Source organism: Micromonospora sp. NPDC007271 (assembly GCF_040634005.1).
GTDB lineage: Bacteria > Actinomycetota > Actinomycetes > Mycobacteriales > Micromonosporaceae > Micromonospora.
The window spans coordinates 1-18,973 of record NZ_JBEYER010000033.1; the positions used below are offsets into that span (position 1 = coordinate 1).

Annotated in this window: 19 protein-coding genes and 1 tRNA gene; 10 read left to right on the forward strand and 10 right to left on the reverse strand. The window is 73.4% G+C overall.

Going from position 1 to position 18,973, the window contains the following annotated elements:
- Nucleotides 1-125 precede the first annotated feature (125 nt).
- Nucleotides 126-1,937 (reverse strand): hypothetical protein, encoded by a 1,812-nt coding sequence (locus tag ABZ570_RS14380; protein WP_358062230.1) that lies wholly within the window; start codon nucleotides 1,935-1,937, stop codon nucleotides 126-128.
- Nucleotides 1,938-2,029: 92 nt separating this feature from the next.
- Between ABZ570_RS14380 and ABZ570_RS14385 the strand changes: the two genes are divergently transcribed.
- The 4 genes from ABZ570_RS14385 (at nucleotide 2,030) to ABZ570_RS14400 (ending at nucleotide 4,374) form a co-directional block, all read left to right on the forward strand.
- A tRNA-Leu gene (locus ABZ570_RS14385) sits at nucleotides 2,030-2,110 on the forward strand.
- Nucleotides 2,111-2,220: 110 nt separating this feature from the next.
- Nucleotides 2,221-3,054: a Bax inhibitor-1/YccA family protein gene (locus ABZ570_RS14390; RefSeq protein ID WP_358062233.1), complete on the forward strand. Its 834-nt coding sequence runs from the start codon at nucleotides 2,221-2,223 to the stop codon at nucleotides 3,052-3,054.
- A gap of 120 nt (nucleotides 3,055-3,174) precedes the next feature.
- On the forward strand, nucleotides 3,175-3,927 hold the full coding sequence (locus ABZ570_RS14395; RefSeq protein ID WP_358062236.1) for a Bax inhibitor-1/YccA family protein: 753 nt from the start codon (nucleotides 3,175-3,177) through the stop codon (nucleotides 3,925-3,927).
- Nucleotides 3,928-4,053: 126 nt separating this feature from the next.
- Complete coding sequence (locus tag ABZ570_RS14400; protein WP_358062239.1) at nucleotides 4,054-4,374, forward strand: hypothetical protein; 321 nt, start codon at nucleotides 4,054-4,056, stop codon at nucleotides 4,372-4,374.
- Nucleotides 4,375-4,402: 28 nt separating this feature from the next.
- Here the strand turns inward: ABZ570_RS14400 and ABZ570_RS14405 are convergent, their stop codons facing one another.
- From ABZ570_RS14405 to ABZ570_RS14415, 3 genes are all read right to left on the reverse strand, one after another.
- Entirely contained in the window at nucleotides 4,403-5,665 is a 1,263-nt protein-coding gene (locus ABZ570_RS14405) for an acetyl-CoA C-acetyltransferase (protein WP_358062242.1), read from the reverse strand.
- 96 nt (nucleotides 5,666-5,761) lie between these two features.
- Entirely contained in the window at nucleotides 5,762-6,559 is a 798-nt protein-coding gene (locus ABZ570_RS14410) for an SGNH/GDSL hydrolase family protein (RefSeq protein ID WP_358062245.1), read from the reverse strand.
- Nucleotides 6,560-6,698: 139 nt separating this feature from the next.
- Nucleotides 6,699-7,745 (reverse strand): SGNH/GDSL hydrolase family protein, encoded by a 1,047-nt coding sequence (locus ABZ570_RS14415; RefSeq protein WP_358062248.1) that lies wholly within the window; start codon nucleotides 7,743-7,745, stop codon nucleotides 6,699-6,701.
- Nucleotides 7,746-7,886: 141 nt separating this feature from the next.
- Here ABZ570_RS14415 and ABZ570_RS14420 point away from each other — a divergent pair, with 141 nt between their 5' ends.
- A complete protein-coding gene (locus tag ABZ570_RS14420; protein ID WP_358062251.1) occupies nucleotides 7,887-8,243 on the forward strand; it encodes a YkvA family protein in 357 nt (118 codons plus the stop codon).
- A 75-nt stretch (nucleotides 8,244-8,318) separates the two neighbouring features.
- Nucleotides 8,319-9,689, forward strand: a complete 1,371-nt coding sequence (locus tag ABZ570_RS14425; protein ID WP_358062254.1) for a cystathionine beta-synthase — start codon at nucleotides 8,319-8,321, stop codon at nucleotides 9,687-9,689.
- Between the two features lie 43 nt (nucleotides 9,690-9,732).
- Here ABZ570_RS14425 and ABZ570_RS14430 read toward each other — a convergent pair whose 3' ends face one another.
- The 4 genes from ABZ570_RS14430 to ABZ570_RS14445 all read right to left on the reverse strand — a co-directional run bounded on the left by ABZ570_RS14430 (nucleotide 9,733) and on the right by ABZ570_RS14445 (nucleotide 12,717).
- Entirely contained in the window at nucleotides 9,733-10,242 is a 510-nt protein-coding gene (locus ABZ570_RS14430) for a GNAT family N-acetyltransferase (protein WP_358062257.1), read from the reverse strand.
- Entirely contained in the window at nucleotides 10,239-11,168 is a 930-nt protein-coding gene (locus tag ABZ570_RS14435; RefSeq protein WP_358062259.1) for a ribonuclease Z, read from the reverse strand. Before ABZ570_RS14435 ends, ABZ570_RS14430 begins: the two co-directional genes overlap by 4 nt.
- 398 nt (nucleotides 11,169-11,566) lie before the next feature.
- The gene (msrA, locus tag ABZ570_RS14440) at nucleotides 11,567-12,229 is read right to left on the reverse strand and encodes a peptide-methionine (S)-S-oxide reductase MsrA (RefSeq protein ID WP_358062262.1); all 663 of its coding nucleotides are present in this window, start codon (nucleotides 12,227-12,229) and stop codon (nucleotides 11,567-11,569) included.
- A 74-nt stretch (nucleotides 12,230-12,303) separates the two neighbouring features.
- The gene (locus ABZ570_RS14445; RefSeq protein ID WP_358062265.1) at nucleotides 12,304-12,717 is read right to left on the reverse strand and encodes an HIT family protein; all 414 of its coding nucleotides are present in this window, start codon (nucleotides 12,715-12,717) and stop codon (nucleotides 12,304-12,306) included.
- Nucleotides 12,718-12,783: 66 nt separating this feature from the next.
- On the opposite strand from ABZ570_RS14445, the gene ABZ570_RS14450 reads away from it, so the two are divergent.
- From ABZ570_RS14450 to ilvA, 4 genes are read left to right on the forward strand one after another with little or no spacing between them, the layout of a single operon-like run.
- Nucleotides 12,784-13,926 (forward strand): cystathionine gamma-synthase, encoded by a 1,143-nt coding sequence (locus ABZ570_RS14450; RefSeq protein WP_358062268.1) that lies wholly within the window; start codon nucleotides 12,784-12,786, stop codon nucleotides 13,924-13,926.
- A 17-nt stretch (nucleotides 13,927-13,943) separates the two neighbouring features.
- The gene (locus ABZ570_RS14455; RefSeq protein ID WP_358062271.1) at nucleotides 13,944-15,356 is read left to right on the forward strand and encodes an amidase; all 1,413 of its coding nucleotides are present in this window, start codon (nucleotides 13,944-13,946) and stop codon (nucleotides 15,354-15,356) included.
- 9 nt (nucleotides 15,357-15,365) lie between these two features.
- Nucleotides 15,366-16,325 carry a DUF4328 domain-containing protein gene (locus ABZ570_RS14460; RefSeq protein ID WP_358062274.1) on the forward strand — a complete coding sequence of 320 codons (960 nt, stop codon included), beginning with the start codon at nucleotides 15,366-15,368 and terminating at the stop codon, nucleotides 16,323-16,325.
- On the forward strand, nucleotides 16,322-17,542 hold the full coding sequence (gene ilvA, locus ABZ570_RS14465; protein WP_358062277.1) for a threonine ammonia-lyase: 1,221 nt from the start codon (nucleotides 16,322-16,324) through the stop codon (nucleotides 17,540-17,542). The genes ABZ570_RS14460 and ilvA overlap by 4 nt, the downstream gene beginning before the upstream one ends.
- A 141-nt stretch (nucleotides 17,543-17,683) precedes the next feature.
- On the opposite strand, the gene greA is transcribed toward ilvA, so the two are convergent.
- Entirely contained in the window at nucleotides 17,684-18,184 is a 501-nt protein-coding gene (gene greA, locus ABZ570_RS14470) for a transcription elongation factor GreA (protein WP_358062280.1), read from the reverse strand.
- Between the two features lie 156 nt (nucleotides 18,185-18,340).
- On the reverse strand, nucleotides 18,341-18,775 hold the full coding sequence (locus ABZ570_RS14475; protein ID WP_358062283.1) for a DUF4307 domain-containing protein: 435 nt from the start codon (nucleotides 18,773-18,775) through the stop codon (nucleotides 18,341-18,343).
- Nucleotides 18,776-18,973 lie beyond the last annotated feature (198 nt).

The window sequence follows — 18,973 nt, forward strand, 5'->3', positions numbered from 1 at the left end:
GGGCGAGGGTGACCGGCGCAGGGATCAAGCCTGACCGCCCGGAGCCGGTCACCCTCGCCCCCAGCCCGAACAGCAACCAGCCACCAACAGCAACCAAGCACAACAGCAACCAGCCCGAACAGCGATCAGAACCGCCAGGTCCAGGCGTCGGCGACGCGGATGCCCGGGCCGAAGAGCGCCTCCAGGGTCCAGCGCAGGGCCTCGGGGTGCGGCGCGTCGTCGGTCAGTGCCACGCAGGAGGCGCCCCAGAAGCGGACGTCCCGGGCGGCCTGCCGGCGCTGCTCGTCGCCGATCACGGGCGGTACGCCCCGTACGGCGGCGTCGGCCAGCAGAACGGAGGTGGGGCGCCGGTAGGTGCCGACGGACGGGGCGCCGTCGTTGCCGTACGGGCCGATGAAGAAGCCCTCCGGCATGCCGAACGCCGCGTTCGTGGCGGTGGCCCAGCGCATCGGCCACGGATCGGTCGGGGTGGCCGTCGGCACCGGGACCAGCACCCCGCCGGGGCGTACGCACTCCCGCCAGTGGCCGGCGGCGACGAACTCGGGCAGCGGCGGCCGGGCTGTGGTCGGCAGCGGCGCGGGGAAGACGGTGAGCAGCCCCACGCCGACGGCCACCGGCACCAGCCGCCGGGCCAGGCCGCGTTCCGCCACTGCCCGGTCCAGGGCGAGGGCCAGCACCGTGCCGGCCAGGGGCAGCACCGCCAGGCCGAACCGCGTGGGCAGCGCGCTGTCCACCACCGGCAGTCCGACCAGCAGCGCGTACGGGGTGGGCAGCCCGGTCCGCTCGCCGGCGACCAGCACCTCGGGGCCGAGCGACAGCACCCCCATGACCAGGGCTCCGGCCCCGCAGGCGACCACCACCGGGCGGCGAACCAGCCGGACTGCGCAGGCGACGGTGACCAGCAGCAGGGGCCAGCCGAGGAAGGTGTTGAACTCGGCCGGGCCGCTGGTCAGTTGGGACGCGGCGTCGCTGCCCAGCACGGACAGCGGGGAGAACGTCGTCCAGCTGGTCAGGTCGGCGGCGTAGTGGTGTGGGTCGAACGTCCCGGTGGGCACCGCCTGCGGGCCGGCGAACTGATACCACAGCGGGTACGCGAGCACGAACCCGGCCAGGCCGGCGGCCACCGTGAGCCCGGCGGCGAACGCGGGCAGCGCCCGGCGTAGCAGCGCCCGGTCGGCCAGCCCGTACGCGACCGCCATCACCAGCAGGGTGACCGCGGTGAGGAGGAGCACCTCCTCGCCGATGAAGAACTGTGCGGCCACCGCCGTGGCCAGCCCGACCGCCGAGCCGGCCAGCCGCCGGCGGTCCGGCCCGTCCGACCGACAGGCGGCCCGGAGCAGCCGGACCACCTGCCAGACGATCACGGGGACCAGCCACTGGGCGGTCATGTGCAGGTGGGCGTTGCTCTGCGCGACCATGCCGGGGCCGAAGCCGCAGAGCGCCGCGCCGAGGCCGGCGGCGAGCGGGTGGGCGCGCAGCGCCCGGGTGAACAGCAGATACCAGGCCACGGCGGTGCCGGCGAGGTTGCCGGCGGCCAGCAGGGCGAAGGTGACCGGCGCCCCGAACGCGACCGTGATCGGGGCGAGCAGCACCCCGAGCGCGATCACCGTGGTGTTGGCCAGCAGGTTGACCCCGTCCGGCGCGTTGAGCCGGTCGGTGAGCAGGCTGAAGTCGCCCAGCAGAGCCCGCGAGTCGACGGCCAGGAACCACTCGTAGAGGGTCTGGTCCGCCGGGTTGAGCGCGAGCACCCGCTGCCCCGGGGCCGGCCACAGGCCGTGCGTGAGCCAGCCGGCGAGCAGGGTGAAGAGCAGCCCGGCCAGCAGGCCCGCGCGGTGGCGGGCCACGGTGGCCAGCAGGCGGCCCGCCCGGCTCGGACGGGCGGCCGCCGGTTCGAGGCGGACCTCCCGGCCGGGGCCCGCGCGGGCGGCGCTGGTCACGGCTTCGACCATAGGGGCGGGTCCCCGCCGGGTACGCCGGCTTGCCGCGGAACGGTTACGGTGAGACCTGCACCGCTGCGTCGGTGTCACCCGCCCGGGTGGTGGAACGGCAGACACGGCCGCCTTAAAAGCGGCTGCCGCGAGGCGTGCGGGTTCGAGCCCCGCCCCGGGCACCTCAGACTCTCAGCTTTCCCACAGCTTCACTGCCAGCACGGGGTTGCGCCTCCCGTCTACCCTGGAGCTGCACGTTCACGTGCATTGACCCCCTGAGGGAGGCCTGAAAGTGAAGACCTCGAACCCGGTGCTCTCCCGGTTCGGCCAGGCGGCCGAGCGCGAGCGGGCGGCCGGGTACGCCCAGCCCGGGCCGTACGGTCAGCCCGGATATCCGCAGCAGTACCAGCCGTACCCGCAGCAGCAGTACGCGACCGGCTACCCGGCGGCCCCGACCACCGCCGCCCCGATGACCCTGGACGACGTCGTCGTCAAGACGGTCACCATGCTGGCGATCCTGGGCGGCGCCGCGGCGGCCACCTGGGTCCTGGTCCCGGACCAGCTGCTCGGGCTGGCCTGGCTCGGCGGCGCGGTGGTCGGCCTGGTGCTCGGCATGATCATCTCGTTCTCGCGGATGGCGAACCCGGCCCTGGTCGTGGCGTACTCCATCATCGAGGGTGTCTTCGTCGGTGCGGTGAGCAAGTTCTTCGACCACCGCTACCCCGGGATCGTGCTGCAGGCCGTGGTGGCGACCTTCGGCGTCTTCTTCGTGATGACGATGCTCTACAAGGCGCGCGTCATCCGCGCCACCCCGAAATTCACCAAGATCATGGTCGCGATCATGGGTGGCCTCTTCGCGGCCATGATGATCAACCTGGTGCTCTCGCTCTTCGGGGTCAACACCCACCTGCGCGACGGCAGCGGCCTGGCCATCGTCTTCAGCCTGGTCTGCATCGTGGTCGCCTCGCTGAGCTTCGTGCTCAACTTCGCGAACATCGAAGAGGGCGTCCGGATGGGGCTCCCGCAGCGGTACGCCTGGACGGCCGCCTTCGGCATCGTGGTCGGCCTGGTCTGGCTCTACCTCGAGGTGCTGCGCCTGCTCAGCTACTTCCAGGGCGACGACTGACCGCCGCCCGACCTCCGACGCCCGCCTGCCGCGACCGCGGCGGCGGGCGTCGTCGTTTCCCCGCCGTCGCCGAGCCGCCCCGGGCAGAGTGGAGCGGGGTACGTCGGCGAGGAGGTCGCGGTGCGCAGTGCCAACCCGGTGCTGACCCGGCTGGACGACGTCCGCCGGGCCGAGCGCCAGGTGCTCGGCGCCGCCGACACGATGACCGTGGCCGACGTGGTCAGCCGCACCGTGGGCCTGCTGCTGCTCACCGGCGCCACCGCCGCGGTCGCCTGGGTGTTCGTGCCGCAGGCGGTGTGGATCCCGGCGGCGCTGGCCGGCAGCTCCCTGGCCAGTCTGGCGCTGCTGCTGTTCATCTCCCTCAGGCAGGTCACCAACCCGCCGCTCATCGTCGCGTACGCGGTGCTCCAGGGGCTGCTGCTCGGGGTGGCCAGCCGGGCCTTCGAGCTGGTCTATCCGGGCATCGTGGTGCAGGCGGTGATCGGCACCTTCGGCGTCTTCCTCGGCATGGCGCTGCTCTACCGGGCCCGGATCGTCCGAGCCACCCCACGGATGGCCCGGCTGGTCGCCGGCGTGCTGCTCGGGATCCTGGTGCTCAGCCTGGTCAACCTGGCCGCCTACCTGTTCACCGGGCGGCAGGGGCTGGTGGTCTACAGCCTGACCGCGCGGGTGGGCTGGCTGCCGTACCTCTTCTCGGTGGTGGCGATCATCGCCGGAGCGTTCAGCTTCATCCTCGACTTCGACCTGGTCGAGCGGTCGGTCCGGGCCGGCCTGTCCCGCCGGTACGCCTGGTACTGCGCGTTCGGGCTGCTGGTCGGCTTGATCTTCCTGTACTGGCAGATCCTCCGCCTGCTCAGCTACGTCCGGCGCTGACCAGCGACAACTCCAGCTCGGCTGGCGGCCATGATTCGGCCTCCCGCCGCTAGGCGGCGCTCCGGTCCGAATGAAGGCCGGTCTGCCGCCGCGCCGCGACCTGGAGCCGTCGTAGACTCGGCCACGATGAGCGCAGGGGAACTGGACCGGGCGGTGCAGCTGCTGGTCCGCCAGGTCGGGCACTGGCAGCAGCCGCGCTGGTCGGCATCGGCCGAGGGCGGCAACGTCTCCCGGGCCGACCTGGTGCACAAACTGGTGCAGGAGATCGCCAACCTGGCGGCGGACGCGCAGGGTGAGCCGCGCCGGGACGTGCCCCGGCTCGGCAGCGACCTGGTCCTGCCCGACCAGCTCCGGGTGGTCGCCGCCGACCTGGTGGCGGCCGGCCCGGCGGAGTCGGTGCTGGCCGAGGCCGCCGCCGCGGTGGCCAGCACCCGCGCCTCGCTCTAGGCCCGCGCCCGGCTGGCGTCGATTCGGCTCAGCTCAGCCGTTCGAGCACCATGGCCATGCCCTGGCCGCCGCCGACGCACATGGTCTCCAGGCCGATGGTCTTGTCGTGCCACTCCAGGGCGTTGAGCAGGGTGCCGGTGATCCGGGCGCCGGTCATGCCGAACGGGTGCCCGACGGCGATCGCGCCGCCCATCACGTTCAGCTTCTCCTCCGGGATGCCGAGCTGCCGGTACGACGGGATCACCTGGGCGGCGAACGCCTCGTTGATCTCGACCAGGTCGACGTCGTCGATGGTCATGCCGGCCCGCCGGAGCGCCTGCTTCGACGCCTCGACCGGGCCGAGACCCATGATCTCCGGGGAGAGCGCGGTGACGCCGGTGGAGACGATCCGGGCAAGCGGGGTGAGGCCGAGATCCTTCGCCCGCTGGGCGCTCATCACGATCACGGCGGCGGCCCCGTCGTTGAGCGGGCAGCAGTTGCCGGCGGTGATCCGGCCGTCCGGGCGGAAGACCGGCTTCAGGCCGGCGACGCCCGCCATGGTCACCCCCGGGCGGGGGCCGTCGTCGGCGCTGACCACGGTGCCGTCCGGCGTGGTCACCGGGGTGATCTCGCGAGCCCAGAAGCCGGCGGCGATCGCCTTCTCGGCCAGGTTCTGGCTGCGTACGCCGAACGCGTCCATGTCCTCACGGGTGATGTCGTGGACCTGGGCGAGGTTCTCCGCGGTCTGTCCCATCGCCAGGTAGATGTCGGGGAGCCGGCCGGCCTCCCGCGGGTCGGTCCACACCTCGGCGCCGCCCCGGGCCCGGGCCGCGGAGCGCTCGCGGGCCTCGGCGAAGCGCGGGTTCTCCCAGCCGCCGCCGACCAGCGCCTGCGCCTCCGGGGGCAGGGTGTCGGAGTTGCCCCGGGCGTACCGGGAGACGGTCTCGACACCGGCGGAGATGAAGACGTCACCCTCGCCGGCCCGGATCGCGTGCATGGCCATCCGGGTGGTCTGCAGCGAGGACGCGCAGTACCGGGTCAGCGTGGCGCCGGGAAGGCCGTCCAGCCCCAGCAGGGTGGCGACCACCCGGGCCAGGTTGAAGCCCTGCTCGCCGCCGGGCAGGCCGCAGCCCAGGTAGAGATCGTCGACGGTGGTGGGGTCGAGCGCGGGCACCTTGTCGAGGGCGGCCTGCACGATGGTGGCGGTCAGGTCGTCCGGTCGGACGTCCCGGAGGGAACCCTTGACCGCCCGACCGATGGGGGAGCGGGCGGTGGCGACGATGACGGCGTCACGGGGCGACTCAATCGGCATGAGCCAACGCTAACTCGCGGGTAACTTGTGGCGGAAGCTGGCCGCCCGGCGGGAAATGTCACGCCCGGCGTCGGGTTGCTGGTGCCGGGGCGGCGGTCAGTGGTGCCGGGAGGCGACCGTCGCCGCCGCTTCGACCGCCGGCAGCAGGGCGTGTGCCCAGACCCGGTAGCCGTCCGCGGAGGGGTGGTAGGCGTCGTGGCAGAGCGTCCCCGCGTCCGCCCGGAACACGGGGCCGGTCTCGGCGGCCAGGTCGACCACGGTGCCGCCGGCGTCCAGCACGGCCGAGATCTGCGCCCGGGCGATCCGCCGCCCCGACCAGGCGAGCACCTGCCGCAACGGGGACGCGACCGCGCGCACCGCGCCGAGGTCGGGGCAGGTGCCCACGACCACCTCGACGTGCGCCTCGCGCAGCCGGCGGATCGCCGAGCCGAGGTACGCCGCGGCGTCCGCGGGCCGGGCCAGGGCGGTGGCGTCGTTGGCCCCGATCAGGATCACCGCCACGTCGGGGCGCTCACCGAGCAGCGCCCGGGCCACCTGGGTGGCCAGGTCGGTGGAGCGGGAGCCGGACACCCCCACGCTGGACAGCTGCACCCGCCGGCCGGTCGGCCCCTCGGCGAGCAGGTGGGCCAGCTGGCCGCCGACGGTCTCCTCGAGGCGCGCCACCCCGACGCCGAGCGCCGAGGAGTCGCCGAGCAGCACCAGCCGCAGCGCCGGGGCATCCGCCCGGCCGACCGTGGCGCGCAGCGCGAGGCCCAGCTCGGGCTGGGCGTACTGGCGGCTGCGGGCGGCGATGGCCTGGCCGGCGAGGATCGCCGCGCCGCCCACCGTGCCGGCGACCAGGGACAGTGCCGCGGCCCGGCCCAGCCGGACGACGAGCCCGTTACGCTCCGTCATGACGACGACACCTCCCCAGCTCCGACGGCGTGAACCGTTCCCTTCGCGACGTCGGGAACTGCCGCGCCTTTCCCGCGAACGGCCTCGAAAATGGGCGCGGCCCGCGTTGTGCCTGCTGATGATGCCTCGCCGGGCCCGCTCACGCCAGACCCTCAAGGGTCGGTGAATCCGCGGAGGGGCCGGGTTGCGGCACCGCGCCGACCCCGAAGAAGGCGCGCCGCCGAAGCTGTGCCCAGCGGCCGGCGGGACCTCGGTCGCGGCCCCGGACCTGGGTGCCGCTGACCTCGGTGCCGGCGTGCCGGGCCGCCTCGTGGGCCGCCTCGGGGAGCGACCGTACGCCGTCGCGGCCGGCGAGCGGCGCCCGGCGTTCCTGGCCGGCGCCCAGCGCGGAGAGCAGGGTGGGCAGCAGCGCCGCCGCGGCGACCGCGTAGCCCTCGGCGGACGGGTGGAACCGGTCCCAGGCGAACATCCGGGCCGGCTCCGCGGCGAACCGGGGACCGAGCAGGTCACCGAGGGAGACCGTCCAGCCGCCCGCCTCGACCACGGCGACCGTCTGGGCGGCGGCGAGCTGACGGCTCCAACGGCGGGCCAGCCAGCGCAGCGGTGGCTGGATCGGCCGGATTGCCCCCAGGTCGGGGCAGGTGCCGACGACCACCTCGCAGCCCGCCGCGCGCAGCGCGCGGACCGCGTCGACCAGGTAGCGCACGGCCACCGACGGTGCGGTGCGGTTGGTGACGTCGTTACCGCCGATCAGGATGACCGCGATGTGCGGCTCGACCTCCAGGGCCGACTCGACCTGCGGCTTCAGCCCGGCGGAGAGGGCGCCGACCACGGCGAACCGGTGCAGCCGCACCGGCCGGTGCAGCCGGCGGGACAGCCCGGTGGCCAGCAGCGCGCCCGGCGTCTCGCGGCGACGGTGCACGCCGTAACCGGCGGCCGAGGAATCGCCGAGGATGACCATGGTGATCGGCGGGCCGGGGAGTTTCGCGCCGTACACTCCGTCACAGCGCGGCGGGGGCGCCTCGGCCATCGGGATGGTGCGGCGGGCCTGCCGGGCCTGGCCGAGCAGCACCCCGCCGGTCGCGACGGTGGCCGCCACGGTGGCGCCCGTGCCGATCGCCGCCAGGCGGGCGATCCGCCGGACATCCCGCCAAGCGGACGGTGCGACGGAACCAGCGTCCCCCATGAACCGACATTATCGCGCCGCCCCGACACCCCGCGCTCCCGTGATCAGGGGGCTGGAAATCGACTGTTCCGGGTATTTGTTCGGAACAGTGGCACGCTTGCGCCGAGGCGGCACGCTGATGGGCGGAAAGGGGCGACGAGGATGGCAAAGACGTTGAAGCGGAGCGCGGCCTTCGCCGCGTTGGCCCGGGCGCTGATGGCGGGGGCGCGGGGCGGCCCGTCGCTGGGCGCGCGGTTGGCGGCACTGCCGCGGATGATCCGGGCCACCGCGAAGGGCGAGTACGACGGCGGCCTGCGGCTGGCGATGATGACCGCCGCCACGGCGTACATCGTCTCGCCGATCGACCTGATCCCGGAGTTCCCGCTGGGGATCTTCGGCCTGGCCGATGACGCGGTGATGGTCAGCTGGCTGGCCGGCAGCGTGCTCGCCGAGACGGAGCGGTTCCTGCAGTGGGAGGCGCGGCGCAGCACCGTCATCCCCGGGCATGCGGTGCCCTGACGGCACGTACCCTGGGCGACGAACAGACGTCCGCCCGGCCGCCGGCGCCGGTGCCGCAACGAAGGGCACAACGAGGTGCAGTACTACGACAACGTCGTCGAGCTGATCGGCAACACCCCGCTGGTACGCCTGCGCAACGTCACCGAGGGCATCCAGGCGACCGTGCTGGCGAAGGTGGAGTACGTCAACCCGGGCGGTTCGGTGAAGGACCGGATCGCGCTGCGGATGGTGGAGGACGCCGAGCGGGCGGGGATCCTGCAGCCCGGCGGCACCATCGTCGAGCCGACCAGCGGCAACACCGGCATCGGGCTGGCCCTGGTGGCCCAGCTCAAGGGCTACAAGTGCGTCTTCGTCTGCCCGGACAAGGTCAGCCAGGACAAGCAGGACGTGCTGCGCGCGTACGGCGCCGAGGTGGTGGTCTGCCCGACCGCGGTCGCGCCGGAGGACCCGCGTTCCTACTACAACGTCTCCGACCGGCTGGCCCGGGAGATCCCCGGCGCCTGGAAGCCCGACCAGTACAGCAACCCGGCCAACCCCCGCTCGCACTACGAGAGCACCGGCCCGGAGCTGTGGAAGCAGACCGAGGGCCGGCTCACGCACTTCGTCGCGGGCGTCGGCACGGGCGGCACCATCTCCGGCATCGGCCGCTACCTGAAGGAGGCCTCCGACGGGCGGGTCCGGGTCATCGGCGCGGACCCGGAGGGCTCGGTCTACTCGGGCGGCACCGGCCGGCCGTACCTCGTCGAGGGTGTCGGCGAGGACTTCTGGCCGGAGACGTACGACCGGACGATCGCCGACGAGATCGTCGAGGTGTCGGACAAGCAGTCCTTCGAGATGACCCGGCGGCTGGCCCGCGAGGAGGGGCTGCTGGTCGGCGGGTCGTGCGGGATGGCCGTGGTGGCCGCCCTGGAGGTGGCCCGCAAGGCCGGCCCGGACGACGTGATCGTGGTGCTGCTGCCCGACGGTGGCCGGGGCTACCTGTCGAAGATCTTCAACGACAAGTGGATGGCCCGGTACGGCTTCCTGGACAACTCCGGCACCGAGCCGACCGTGGCCGACGCGCTCGGCGGCAAGCCGGGCGGCCTGCCCGAGCTGGTGCACGTCCACCCGACCGAGACGGTCCGCGACGCCATCGACTACATGCGCGAGTACGGCGTCTCCCAGCTGCCGGTGCTCAAGGCTGAGCCGCCGGTGGTGACCGGCGAGGTGGCCGGCTCGATCGCCGAGAAGGATCTGCTCGACGCGCTCTTCACCGGGCAGGCCCACCTGCACGACACCATCGAGCGGCACATGGCCGAGCCGCTGCCGATGATCGGCGGCGGTCAGCCGGTCAGCGAGGCGGTCGCGCTGCTGGAGAAGGCCGACGCCGCGCTCGTGCTGGTCGACGGGAAGCCCAGGGGCGTGCTGACCCGGCAGGACCTGCTCGCCCACCTCGGCGCCCGCTGAGTCCTCCCGGCCACGGGCCGCTTCGCCGCCGGCGGAGCGGCCCTCACAGCTCGCGGGCGTAGCGCAGCTGCGGGACGAGGACGGAGCCGATCCGGTCGTCGCGGCACACGCCGGTGGCGGTCCAGCCGCCGCGCTCGTAGAACCGGCGGGCGGGGACGTTCCCTTCCAGCACCCAGAGCGCCGCCCGGGTCCAGCCGCGCGCCCGCATCGCGGCCAGCGCGTCGACCATGAGCGCCCGCCCGGTGCCGCGGCCACGCTGGTCCGGCTCCAGGTGGATCGCGTTGAGCAGGCCGGTGGCCGGGTCGCCCGCGTCGTCGGGGCCCAGATAGCTGAAGCCGACCAGCGTGCCGTCCCGCTCGGCCAGGGTCATCCGGTGGTCTTCGGCCTCCCAACCGACCCGTTCCACCCAGTACCGTCCCATCGCCTCCGCCGTCGGCTCGGCCAGGGATTCGGGCGGCAGGAAGGACGAGTACGCCGCCGCCCGGGAGCGCTGGTGCAGGGCGCCGACCGCCATCAGATCGGCCAGGGTGGCGGGGCGTAGGGAAACGGTCACCGGGCCGAGGCTACCCGCCGGGGCGGGACCGGCACGGTCAGCAGGTCCTCGGCGATCACCAGCTCGCCGGTGAAATGCCGCCGGGCCTCGTCGGCGAAGCGGCGTGGGTCGGCGTACCGCTGGGAGAAGTGGGTGAGCACGAGTGTGCGTACCCCGGACTCGGCCGCGACCCGCGCGGCCTGGCCGGCGGTGAGGTGGCCGACCTCGGCGGCGAGCGCGGCCTCCGACTCCAGGAAGGTCGCCTCGATGACCAGCAGGTCGGCGTGGTCGGCCAGGGCCCACACCGCGTCGCAGAGCCCGGTGTCCATCACGAACGCGAATCGCTGCCCCGGCCGGGTCACGCTCACCTCGTCCCGGGTGACGCGGCGTCCGTCGAGGTCCAGGTGGCCGACGCGGAGCAGCTCGCCGACCGCCGGGCCGGCGATGCCGTACGCGGACAACTGCTCCGGCAGCATCCGGCAGCCGTCCGGCTCGACGAGGCGGTAGCCGTACGTCTCGATCGGGTGCCGCAGCCGGCGGGCCTCCAGCGTGCCGATGCCCAGGGGGAACCGCTGCCCGTCGGCGTGCACCGGCTCGACGGCCAGCTCGGTGGTCTCGTAGAAGGCCGACGCGTGGTGCAGGCGGTCGAAGTATTCGGTGCCGCCGGCCGGGAAGGTCACGGCCACCGGGTGCGGTACCCGGTCGAGCGAGAGCCGCTGGATCATGCCGGGCAGGCCGAGGCAGTGGTCGCCGTGGAAGTGGGTGACGCAGATCCGGGTGAGGTCGGTGGCGGAGATCCCGGTGTGCAGCAGCTGCCGTTGGCTGCCCTCGCCCGGGTCGAAGAGCAGCACCTCGTCGTCCCAGCGCAGCAGGTAGCCGTTGTGGTTGCGGTGCCGGGTGGGCGCCTGGCTGGCCGTCCCCAGCACCACCAGCTCGCGCATGGACACGGTGCCTCCTGCCGCTGACATGAAGCGACCCCCGGGGTGTCCGCGCTCGCGCGCGGGCCGGCTGGACTGGGCCGGTACCCCGGGGGTCGGGTGGCTGTCGTGGATTCGCCGCACCGCTGCCACACGGTCTCGACGATTGGTGCCTGTGCCCGCCTCGCGGCGGACGGGATCACTGTCGAGGACAGCGGCTAGCGGACAGCCACCTCACGAGTCCGATTGCTATACAAAGCTGGACCACCTCCTTTCCCGTGTACCGCCACGCTATCCACTCGCCCGGGACCCAGGCAACGGATTTGGATCACAGGTCCGGCCGGGCGTCGGGAGGTGTCGGGCGTCAAGCCCAAAGGGCGTGAGGGAGCTGTGCCACCGTCGCAGCTGGGTGACGGACCTCGGGTCGGTCAGCCGGCGGTACGGGCCACGCCGACCGGGCAGCTCAGCCCGGTCGGGCCGTGGGTGCAGTACCCGTTCGGGTTCTTGGTCGGCGCCAGGTACTGCTGGTGGTAGTCCTCGGCGAAGTAGTAGTCCCCGAGCCGGGTGATCTCCGTGGTGATCTCACCCTTGCCGGCCCGCGCCACGATCGGCGCGAACGCGTCCCGGGACGCCTGCGCGGTGGCGAGCTGCTCGTCGGTGGTGGCGTAGATCGCCGAGCGGTACTGTGTGCCGACATCATTGCCCTGGCGCATGCCCTGGGTCGGGTCGTGGTTCTCCCAGAAGACCTTGAGCAGGTCCTCGTAGCTGATCCGGGCGGGGTCGTAGACCACCTGGACCACCTCGGCGTGCCCGGTCATTCCCGAGCAGACCTCCTCGTACGTCGGGTTCGGGGTGTAGCCGCCCGCGTAGCCGACCGAGGTGGTGATCACGCCGGGGAGGGTCCAGAACAGCCGCTCGGCGCCCCAGAAACAGCCCATCCCGAAGACGGCGACCTGGGAGCCCGCGGGGAACGGGCCCTTCAGCGAGGAGGGCAGCACCTCGTGCCGGTCGGAGATCGGCATCGCGATCGCCCGGCCCGGCAGGGCCTGTTCGGGAGAGATCATTTCGGCCTTCATGCGGCGAAGGAACACGGTTGGACTCCTCTCTTGCCTCTCCCAGGATGCAACACCGCCGGTTCCCGCCTCCTTACCCGCCCGGGCGTGACTCAGGCCAGGGCGGCGGAGATCTTGCGGGCGAACTCCCGTGCCTCGGCGTCGTCCGGGTAGCGGGTCCGTGGCCAGAAGAAGCCGCGCAGCCCGTCGCCCTTCGTCCGCGGCACCACGTGGGTGTGCAGGTGCGGCACCGACTGCGACACCTTGTTGTTGACCGCCACGAACGTCCCACCGGACCCCAGACCGGCCTCGACCGCCACGATGAGCCGCTGCACCAGCCGGAAGTAGCCCGGAAGCGCCTCGGCCGGCAGGGTGTCGAGGGTGACCACGTGGGCGCGCGGCACCACCAGCACGTGGCCCTTGAAGACCGGCCGGGTGTCCAGGAAGGCCACTCCGTCCGGCTCGTCGGCCACCGTGAACGCCGGCACCTCGCCCGCCACGATCCCGCAGAACACGCACCCGCTCACCGCGCCAGGTTAGTGCCGGCCCGGGTTCCGCGCACCGGGACGCGACGGCGGACTAACGTCTCGGGAATGAGTCACGGCTTCGAGACGCTCGCCATCCACGCCGGCCAGGACCCGGAGGCCCGCACGGGCGCGGTGATCCCACCGATCTACCAGACCAGCACCTACGCCCAGGACGCCGTCGGCGCGCCCCGGCAGGGCTACGAGTACAGCCGCTCCGGCAACCCCACCCGGGACGCGCTCCAGGAGTGCCTGGCGGCGCTGGAGGGCGGGCCGGTGGGCCTCGCCTTCGCCAGCGGCCTGGCCGCCGAGGACACCCTGCTGCGCACCGTCTGCAAGCCGGGCGACCACGTGGTGATCCCGGACGACGCGTACGGCGGCACCTACCGGCTGTTCGCCAAGGTCGCCGAGCGGTGGGGGCTGGACTACACCCCGGCGAAGGTCTCCGACCCGGACGCCGTGCGGGCCGCGATCCGGCCCGGCAGCACGAAGATCATCTGGGTGGAGACGCCGACCAACCCGCTGCTCGGCATCGCCGACATCGCCGCCCTGGCCGCCGTCGCGCACGACGCGGACGCGCTGCTGGTGGTCGACAACACCTTCGCCTCGCCGTACCTGCAGCAGCCGATCGCGTTCGGCGCCGACGTGGTCGTCCACTCCACCACCAAGTACATCGGTGGACACTCCGACGTGGTCGGTGGCGCCCTGGTCGCCGCCGACCCCGGGCTCGGCGAGCAGTTGCGCTACCACCAGAACGCGATGGGCGCGGTCAACGGGCCGTTCGACGCCTGGCTCACCCTGCGCGGCATCAAGACCCTCGGTGTACGGATGGACCGGCACTGCGACAACGCCGAGCGGATCGCGACCTACCTGGACGGTCACGCCAAGGTCAGCGAGGTGCTCTACCCGGGCCTGCCCACGCACTCCGGGCACGAGGTGGCCGCCAAGCAGATGCGCCGGTTCGGCGGCATGATCTCCTTCCGCGTCGCGGGGGGCGAGGAGCACGCTGTGCAGATCTGCAACCGGGCCCGGCTCTTCGTGCTCGCCGAGTCCCTCGGCGGCGTCGAATCCCTGATCGAGCACCCGGGACGGATGACACACGCAAGTGCCGCCGGCTCGCCGCTTGAAGTTCCCGGCGATCTCGTGCGACTGTCTGTCGGCATCGAGACGGTCGACGACCTGCTCGCCGATCTGGAGCAGGCGCTGGGCTGACCGCTGGCTGGGGAGGATTGGCCGTGCCGGAGATCATGCCGACCACCTGGGTGGGGGCGACCGCCAAGCAGATCGCCCGGGGCGTACGCCGGGGTGACGTCTCCGCCACCCAGGTCGTGGCCGATCACCTGGACCACATCGCGCACGTCGACGCCGACCTCGCCGCGTTCCGCACGGTACGCGGCGGGGCGGCGATCACCGAGGCGGAGAAGGTCGACGAGCAGGAGGATCTGGCCAACCTCCCCCTCGCCGGGGTACCGGTCGCGGTGAAGGAGAACACTCCCGTGGCCGGGCTGCCCACCTGGAACGGCTCCGCCGCCGCGCGTACTCCGGTGGCGGAGGCCGACCACGAGGTGGTCCGGCGGCTGCGCGGCGCCGGCGCGGTGATCCTCGGGGTGACCCGGATGCCGGAGCTCGGCCTCTGGGCGCTCACCGACGACGAGTCCGGGGTCACCCGCAACCCCTGGGACCTGTCGCGTACCCCCGGCGGCTCGTCGGGCGGCGCGGCCGCCGCGGTGGCCGCCGGTCTGGTGCCGATGGCACACGGCAACGACGGCCTCGGCTCGATCCGGATCCCGGCCGCGTGCTGCGGCCTGGTCGGGCTGAAGCCCGGCCGGGGGGTGATCCCGTACCAGCTCGGCGCGGACGACTGGTTCGGGCTCGCCGAGCACGGCGTGCTCACCGGCACGGTGGCCGACGCGGTGGTCGGCTTCTCGGTGCTGGCCGGGCGCCGACCCGACAAGCTGTCGCAGCCGCCGCGGCTGCGGGTCGGCGTCTCGCTGCGCTCCCCGGTGCGCGGTGTCGCGCCGGACGCGCCCAACCGGGACGCGGTGGCCGCCGCCGGCCGGCTGCTCGCCGCCGCCGGCCACGACACCGTGCCGGCCGACCCGGTGTACCCGGCCGCGCTCGGCTTCAAGGGTCTGGCCACCTGGTTCGCCGCGGCCGCCGCCGACGCGCGGGCCGCCGGGCTCGAGCGGGGCGGGTTGCAGCGGCGCAGCCGCCGGCACATCGCGCTCGGCGAGTGGGCGCAGCGCCGGGGGTACGTCCGCGAGGCGGACCGGGTCGCCTGGCGCGAGCGTTCGGTGAGCTTCTTCGCCGACCACTCCATCGACCTGCTGCTCACTCCGGCGCTGGCCGGCCCGCCGCCGGAGGCCGCCGGCTGGTCCGGCCGGTCCTGGCGGGCGAACATGGCGGCCAACATCCGGTACGCCCCGTACGCCGCCCCATGGAACATCGCCGGGCTGCCGGCGATCGTGGTGCCGGTCGGCCGCCGCCCGGACGGCCTGCCGGTCGCCGTGCAGTTCGTCGGCCCGCCCGGCTCCGAGCTGCTGCTGCTCGGCGTCGCCGGCCAGTTCGAGTTGCAGGCGCCCTGGCAGCGGCACGCCCCCGGTTATCCCCGAGTCGGCACGGGGTCGCCGGCGACCGCATGATCGTCTAGCGTGGGCGCACCCCCACCACCCTGGACGGTCACGATGCAGTGCCAGACCTGCGGGGACCCCACGTCCCCGGCCTTCAACGAGTGCCAGCGCTGCGGCACCCCGCTCGGCCAGCCGGCGGTCACCCCCGGCCTGGCGACCTACGGCGTGCGCGGCCTCGGGCTGGCCACCTCGGTCGCGGTCTGCGCGACCACCGTGCTCTACCTGCCGGGCGCGCTGTTCCCGGTCGTCGGAGGGGCGATGGCGCGCCGGGCCGCCGCCCAGGCGGACAGCGACCTGCTGCTCGGTGCGGCGGTGGCCGAGGGTCTGCTCACCCTGCCCTACTTCCTCGCGTACCTGACCGCCGCCGTGCTGTTGATCGTCTGGACCTGGCGCGCGCGGAAGAACACCGACGCGTTCCCCGGCGCCCTGCCGTCGCTCAGCCCGGCCTGGGCGATCGCTGGTTGGCTGGTGCCGTTCGCGAACCTCGTCGTCCCGGCCCGGGTGATGGCCAACATCGCCCGGGACAGCCTGTGGCGTCGGCGCCCGCCCCCGCTGGTCGCCCTCTGGTGGATCGCCTGGCTGGGGTTCAGCATCGGTGATGGTGTCGTCAACAGCATCGACACCCTGCAGTACGCGGAAGTCGCCGACACGCCGCGGAACGCGGCGGAGTTTCAGGAGTACGTCAGCTACTACCAGTACATGGTCGTCCCACGGTTGATCCCGGCGGTGTTCTGCCTGATCGCCGGGGTCTCGCTGATCGTGCTGCTCCGGCGGATCTCCGCCGCCCAGCAGGACCGGATCGACCGGGCCGTGCCGGCCTGGCCCTACCACCCCGGTTGGCCCGTGCCCGGCGCGCCCGCCGCTTATGCCCCGCGGTATCCGGTGCAGCCCGTCACCGGGTCGTCGCCGCAGGTGGTGGCCGATCCGACGGTGGCGTCGCCGCAGGTTCCCCCGGAGGCGGGTGGCACCATCGGGGCATGACGGAACTGGTCGGTCTCGCCGACGTACGGGCCGCGCGGGAACTGCTCGCCGGCGTCACCCGCACCACCCCGCTGGAACCCTCCCGGCCGCTCAGCGCCGCGCTCGGCGGGCCGGCGTGGCTGAAGTGCGAGAACGTGCAACGCGCCGGCTCGTACAAGGTGCGCGGGGCGTATGTGCGGATCGCCCGGCTCTCGGCCGAGGAGCGGGAACGCGGCGTGGTCGCGGCGAGCGCCGGCAACCACGCACAGGGGGTGGCGCTCGCCGCCGGCCTGGTCGGCACCCACGCCACCGTCTTCATGCCGGTCAACGCGCCGCTGCCGAAGGTGGCCGCCACCAAGGGGTACGGCGCCACCGTCGAGCTGATCGGCAACACCGTGGACGAGTCACTGGTCGCGGCCCAGACCTTCGCCGAGCGGACCGGGGCGGTGTTCATCCACCCGTTCGACCACCGGGACGTCATCGCCGGCCAGGGCACGGTGGCGTTGGAGATCCTCGAGCAGTGCCCGGACGTGAAGACCATCGTCACCGGGGTGGGCGGCGGTGGCCTGGTCTCCGGCATGGCGGTGGCGGCCAAGGCGCTGCGCCCCGACGTACGGGTGATCGGGGTGCAGGCGGCGACCGCCGCCGCCTTCCCGCCCTCGCTCAAGGCCGGCGCGCCGGTACGCCTGTCGTCGTTCTCGACGATCGCCGACGGCATCGCGGTGGGCCGCCCGGGCGAGCTGACCTTCACCCACGTCCGCAAGCTGGTCGACGAGATCGTCACCGTGTCGGAGGAGGACATCTCGCGGGCGCTGCTGATGCTGCTGGAACGCGGCAAGCAGGTGGTGGAGCCGGCCGGTGCGGTCGGGGTTGCCGCGCTGCTGGCCGGGGTGGTCGAGGTGGAGGCGCCGGTGGTGGCGGTGCTCTCCGGCGGAAACATCGACCCGCTGCTCATGCTGCGGGTGATCGAGCACGGGCTCGCGGCGGCCGGCCGCTACCTGCGGGTCACCGTGCGCTGCTCGGACCGGCCGGGTCAGCTCGCCTCGCTGCTCAGCCAGATCGCCGAACACCGGGCCAACGTGGTCGATGTGGAGCACCAGCGGGTCAACCCGCACCTGCGCCTCGGCGAGGTGGAGGTGGCGCTCTCGGTGGAGACCCGCGGCGTGGAGCACTCGGACACGCTGATCAGCGCCCTGCGGGCGAGCGGCTACCAGGTGGTGTTCGCCGGCGAGGCGTGATCGCGTTCCGTGCGCCCCGAAGACGCGACCGCCCCGGCCGGATGATCCGGTCCGGGGCGGTCGCGGGTGGCTCGGGCCCGAGGAGCCTGTCAGCCTCGGTCGGGTCGGACCCGAGCCGTCCGGCGCGGGTCCGGAGGGCGGTCAGCCGGAGAACGGCTCGAACTTGACGATGGTCACCTTGATGTCGGCTCCGCTGGGCGCCGTGTAGGTGCAGCTCTGGCCCGCCTTGCCGTTCAGGATCGCCCGGCCGAGCGCCGACTCGGGGCTGTAGACGGTCAGGTCGGTGGTGGAGGCGATCTCCCGGGAGCCGAGCAGGAAGGTGTCGGTGTCGTCGGGGTCGTCGTCGAAGTAGATCGTGACGACCATGCCGGGGGCCACCGCGTCGGCGGTCGGTGCCTCGCCGACCTTGGCCGTGCGGAGCAGTTCCTTCAGGTAGAGGATGCGGCCCTCCGCCTTGCCCTGCTCCTCACGGGCGGCGTGGTAGCCGCCGTTCTCCCGCAGGTCGCCCTCCTCGCGCCGGGCATTGATCTCGGCGGCGATGACCGGCCGGTTGGCGATCAGCTCGTCGAGCTCGGCCTGCAGACGGTCGTACGCGTCCTGGGACAGCCAGGTGGCGGGCGCCTCGTTGCCATTCGTGGACACAGGCGATCTCCTCGGTCGTGCGGGTGCTGGCTGACAGGTGAACTTCCAAGGTTAGCAGCGGCGGGCTTTTCCGGGTGCCGTAGATCACCCGAGGTGCCGGCGGGTCACCGGCGGGTCACCGGCGGGGCGTTTCGGCAGGTGCCGGCCGGCCCTCGCTCAGGCGGCCGGCCGGCAGCGCAGCACCTCGCCGATGAACGGGCGGGCCGTGGTGGGCACCTCGTGCCGGGCGGTGACGTGCCGCTCGCCGGGGCGGGCGGCCACCGTGACCTCGGCGTGGCCCACCTGGGCGCCGTCGTGGGAGCGGGCCCGCAGCAGGCACGTCGCCGAGCCGCCCGGCGGCAGGGTGACCCGGAAGTCGACCACCACCCGGGAGTCGGTGATCCCGGTGTAGGTGATCAGCTCGGCCCGGTACTCGGGGTCGCCGTACTGGTTGTAGAGCCGGGCGGCGACCAGGCCGAGGACCGCCATCAGGACGGCCACCAGCAGCGCCAGCAGGACGGGGCGGCGACGCCCCGGCTCCCGGCGCCGGCCGTAACGACCGGGCGGGAAGACCGGCGCACCCGGTGTGATTGTGGCGTGCGTCTCGCTCACCGGCGGGTATCTCCTGGCGTTGTTGTCAGCGGCATCGGCAAGAATGGCAGAGTCCATCTTCCCAGCCCGGCGCTGAGTCAAGGATGGCAGGTCGGCCGCGCCGCCGGCCGGCCGCACGGGGGCTTTCGCGGGCCCGGGGGAGGATTCCGGCAGGTCAGCTGGTTGGTCCCGGGCGGGGTCGGCCGGCGGGCACAGACG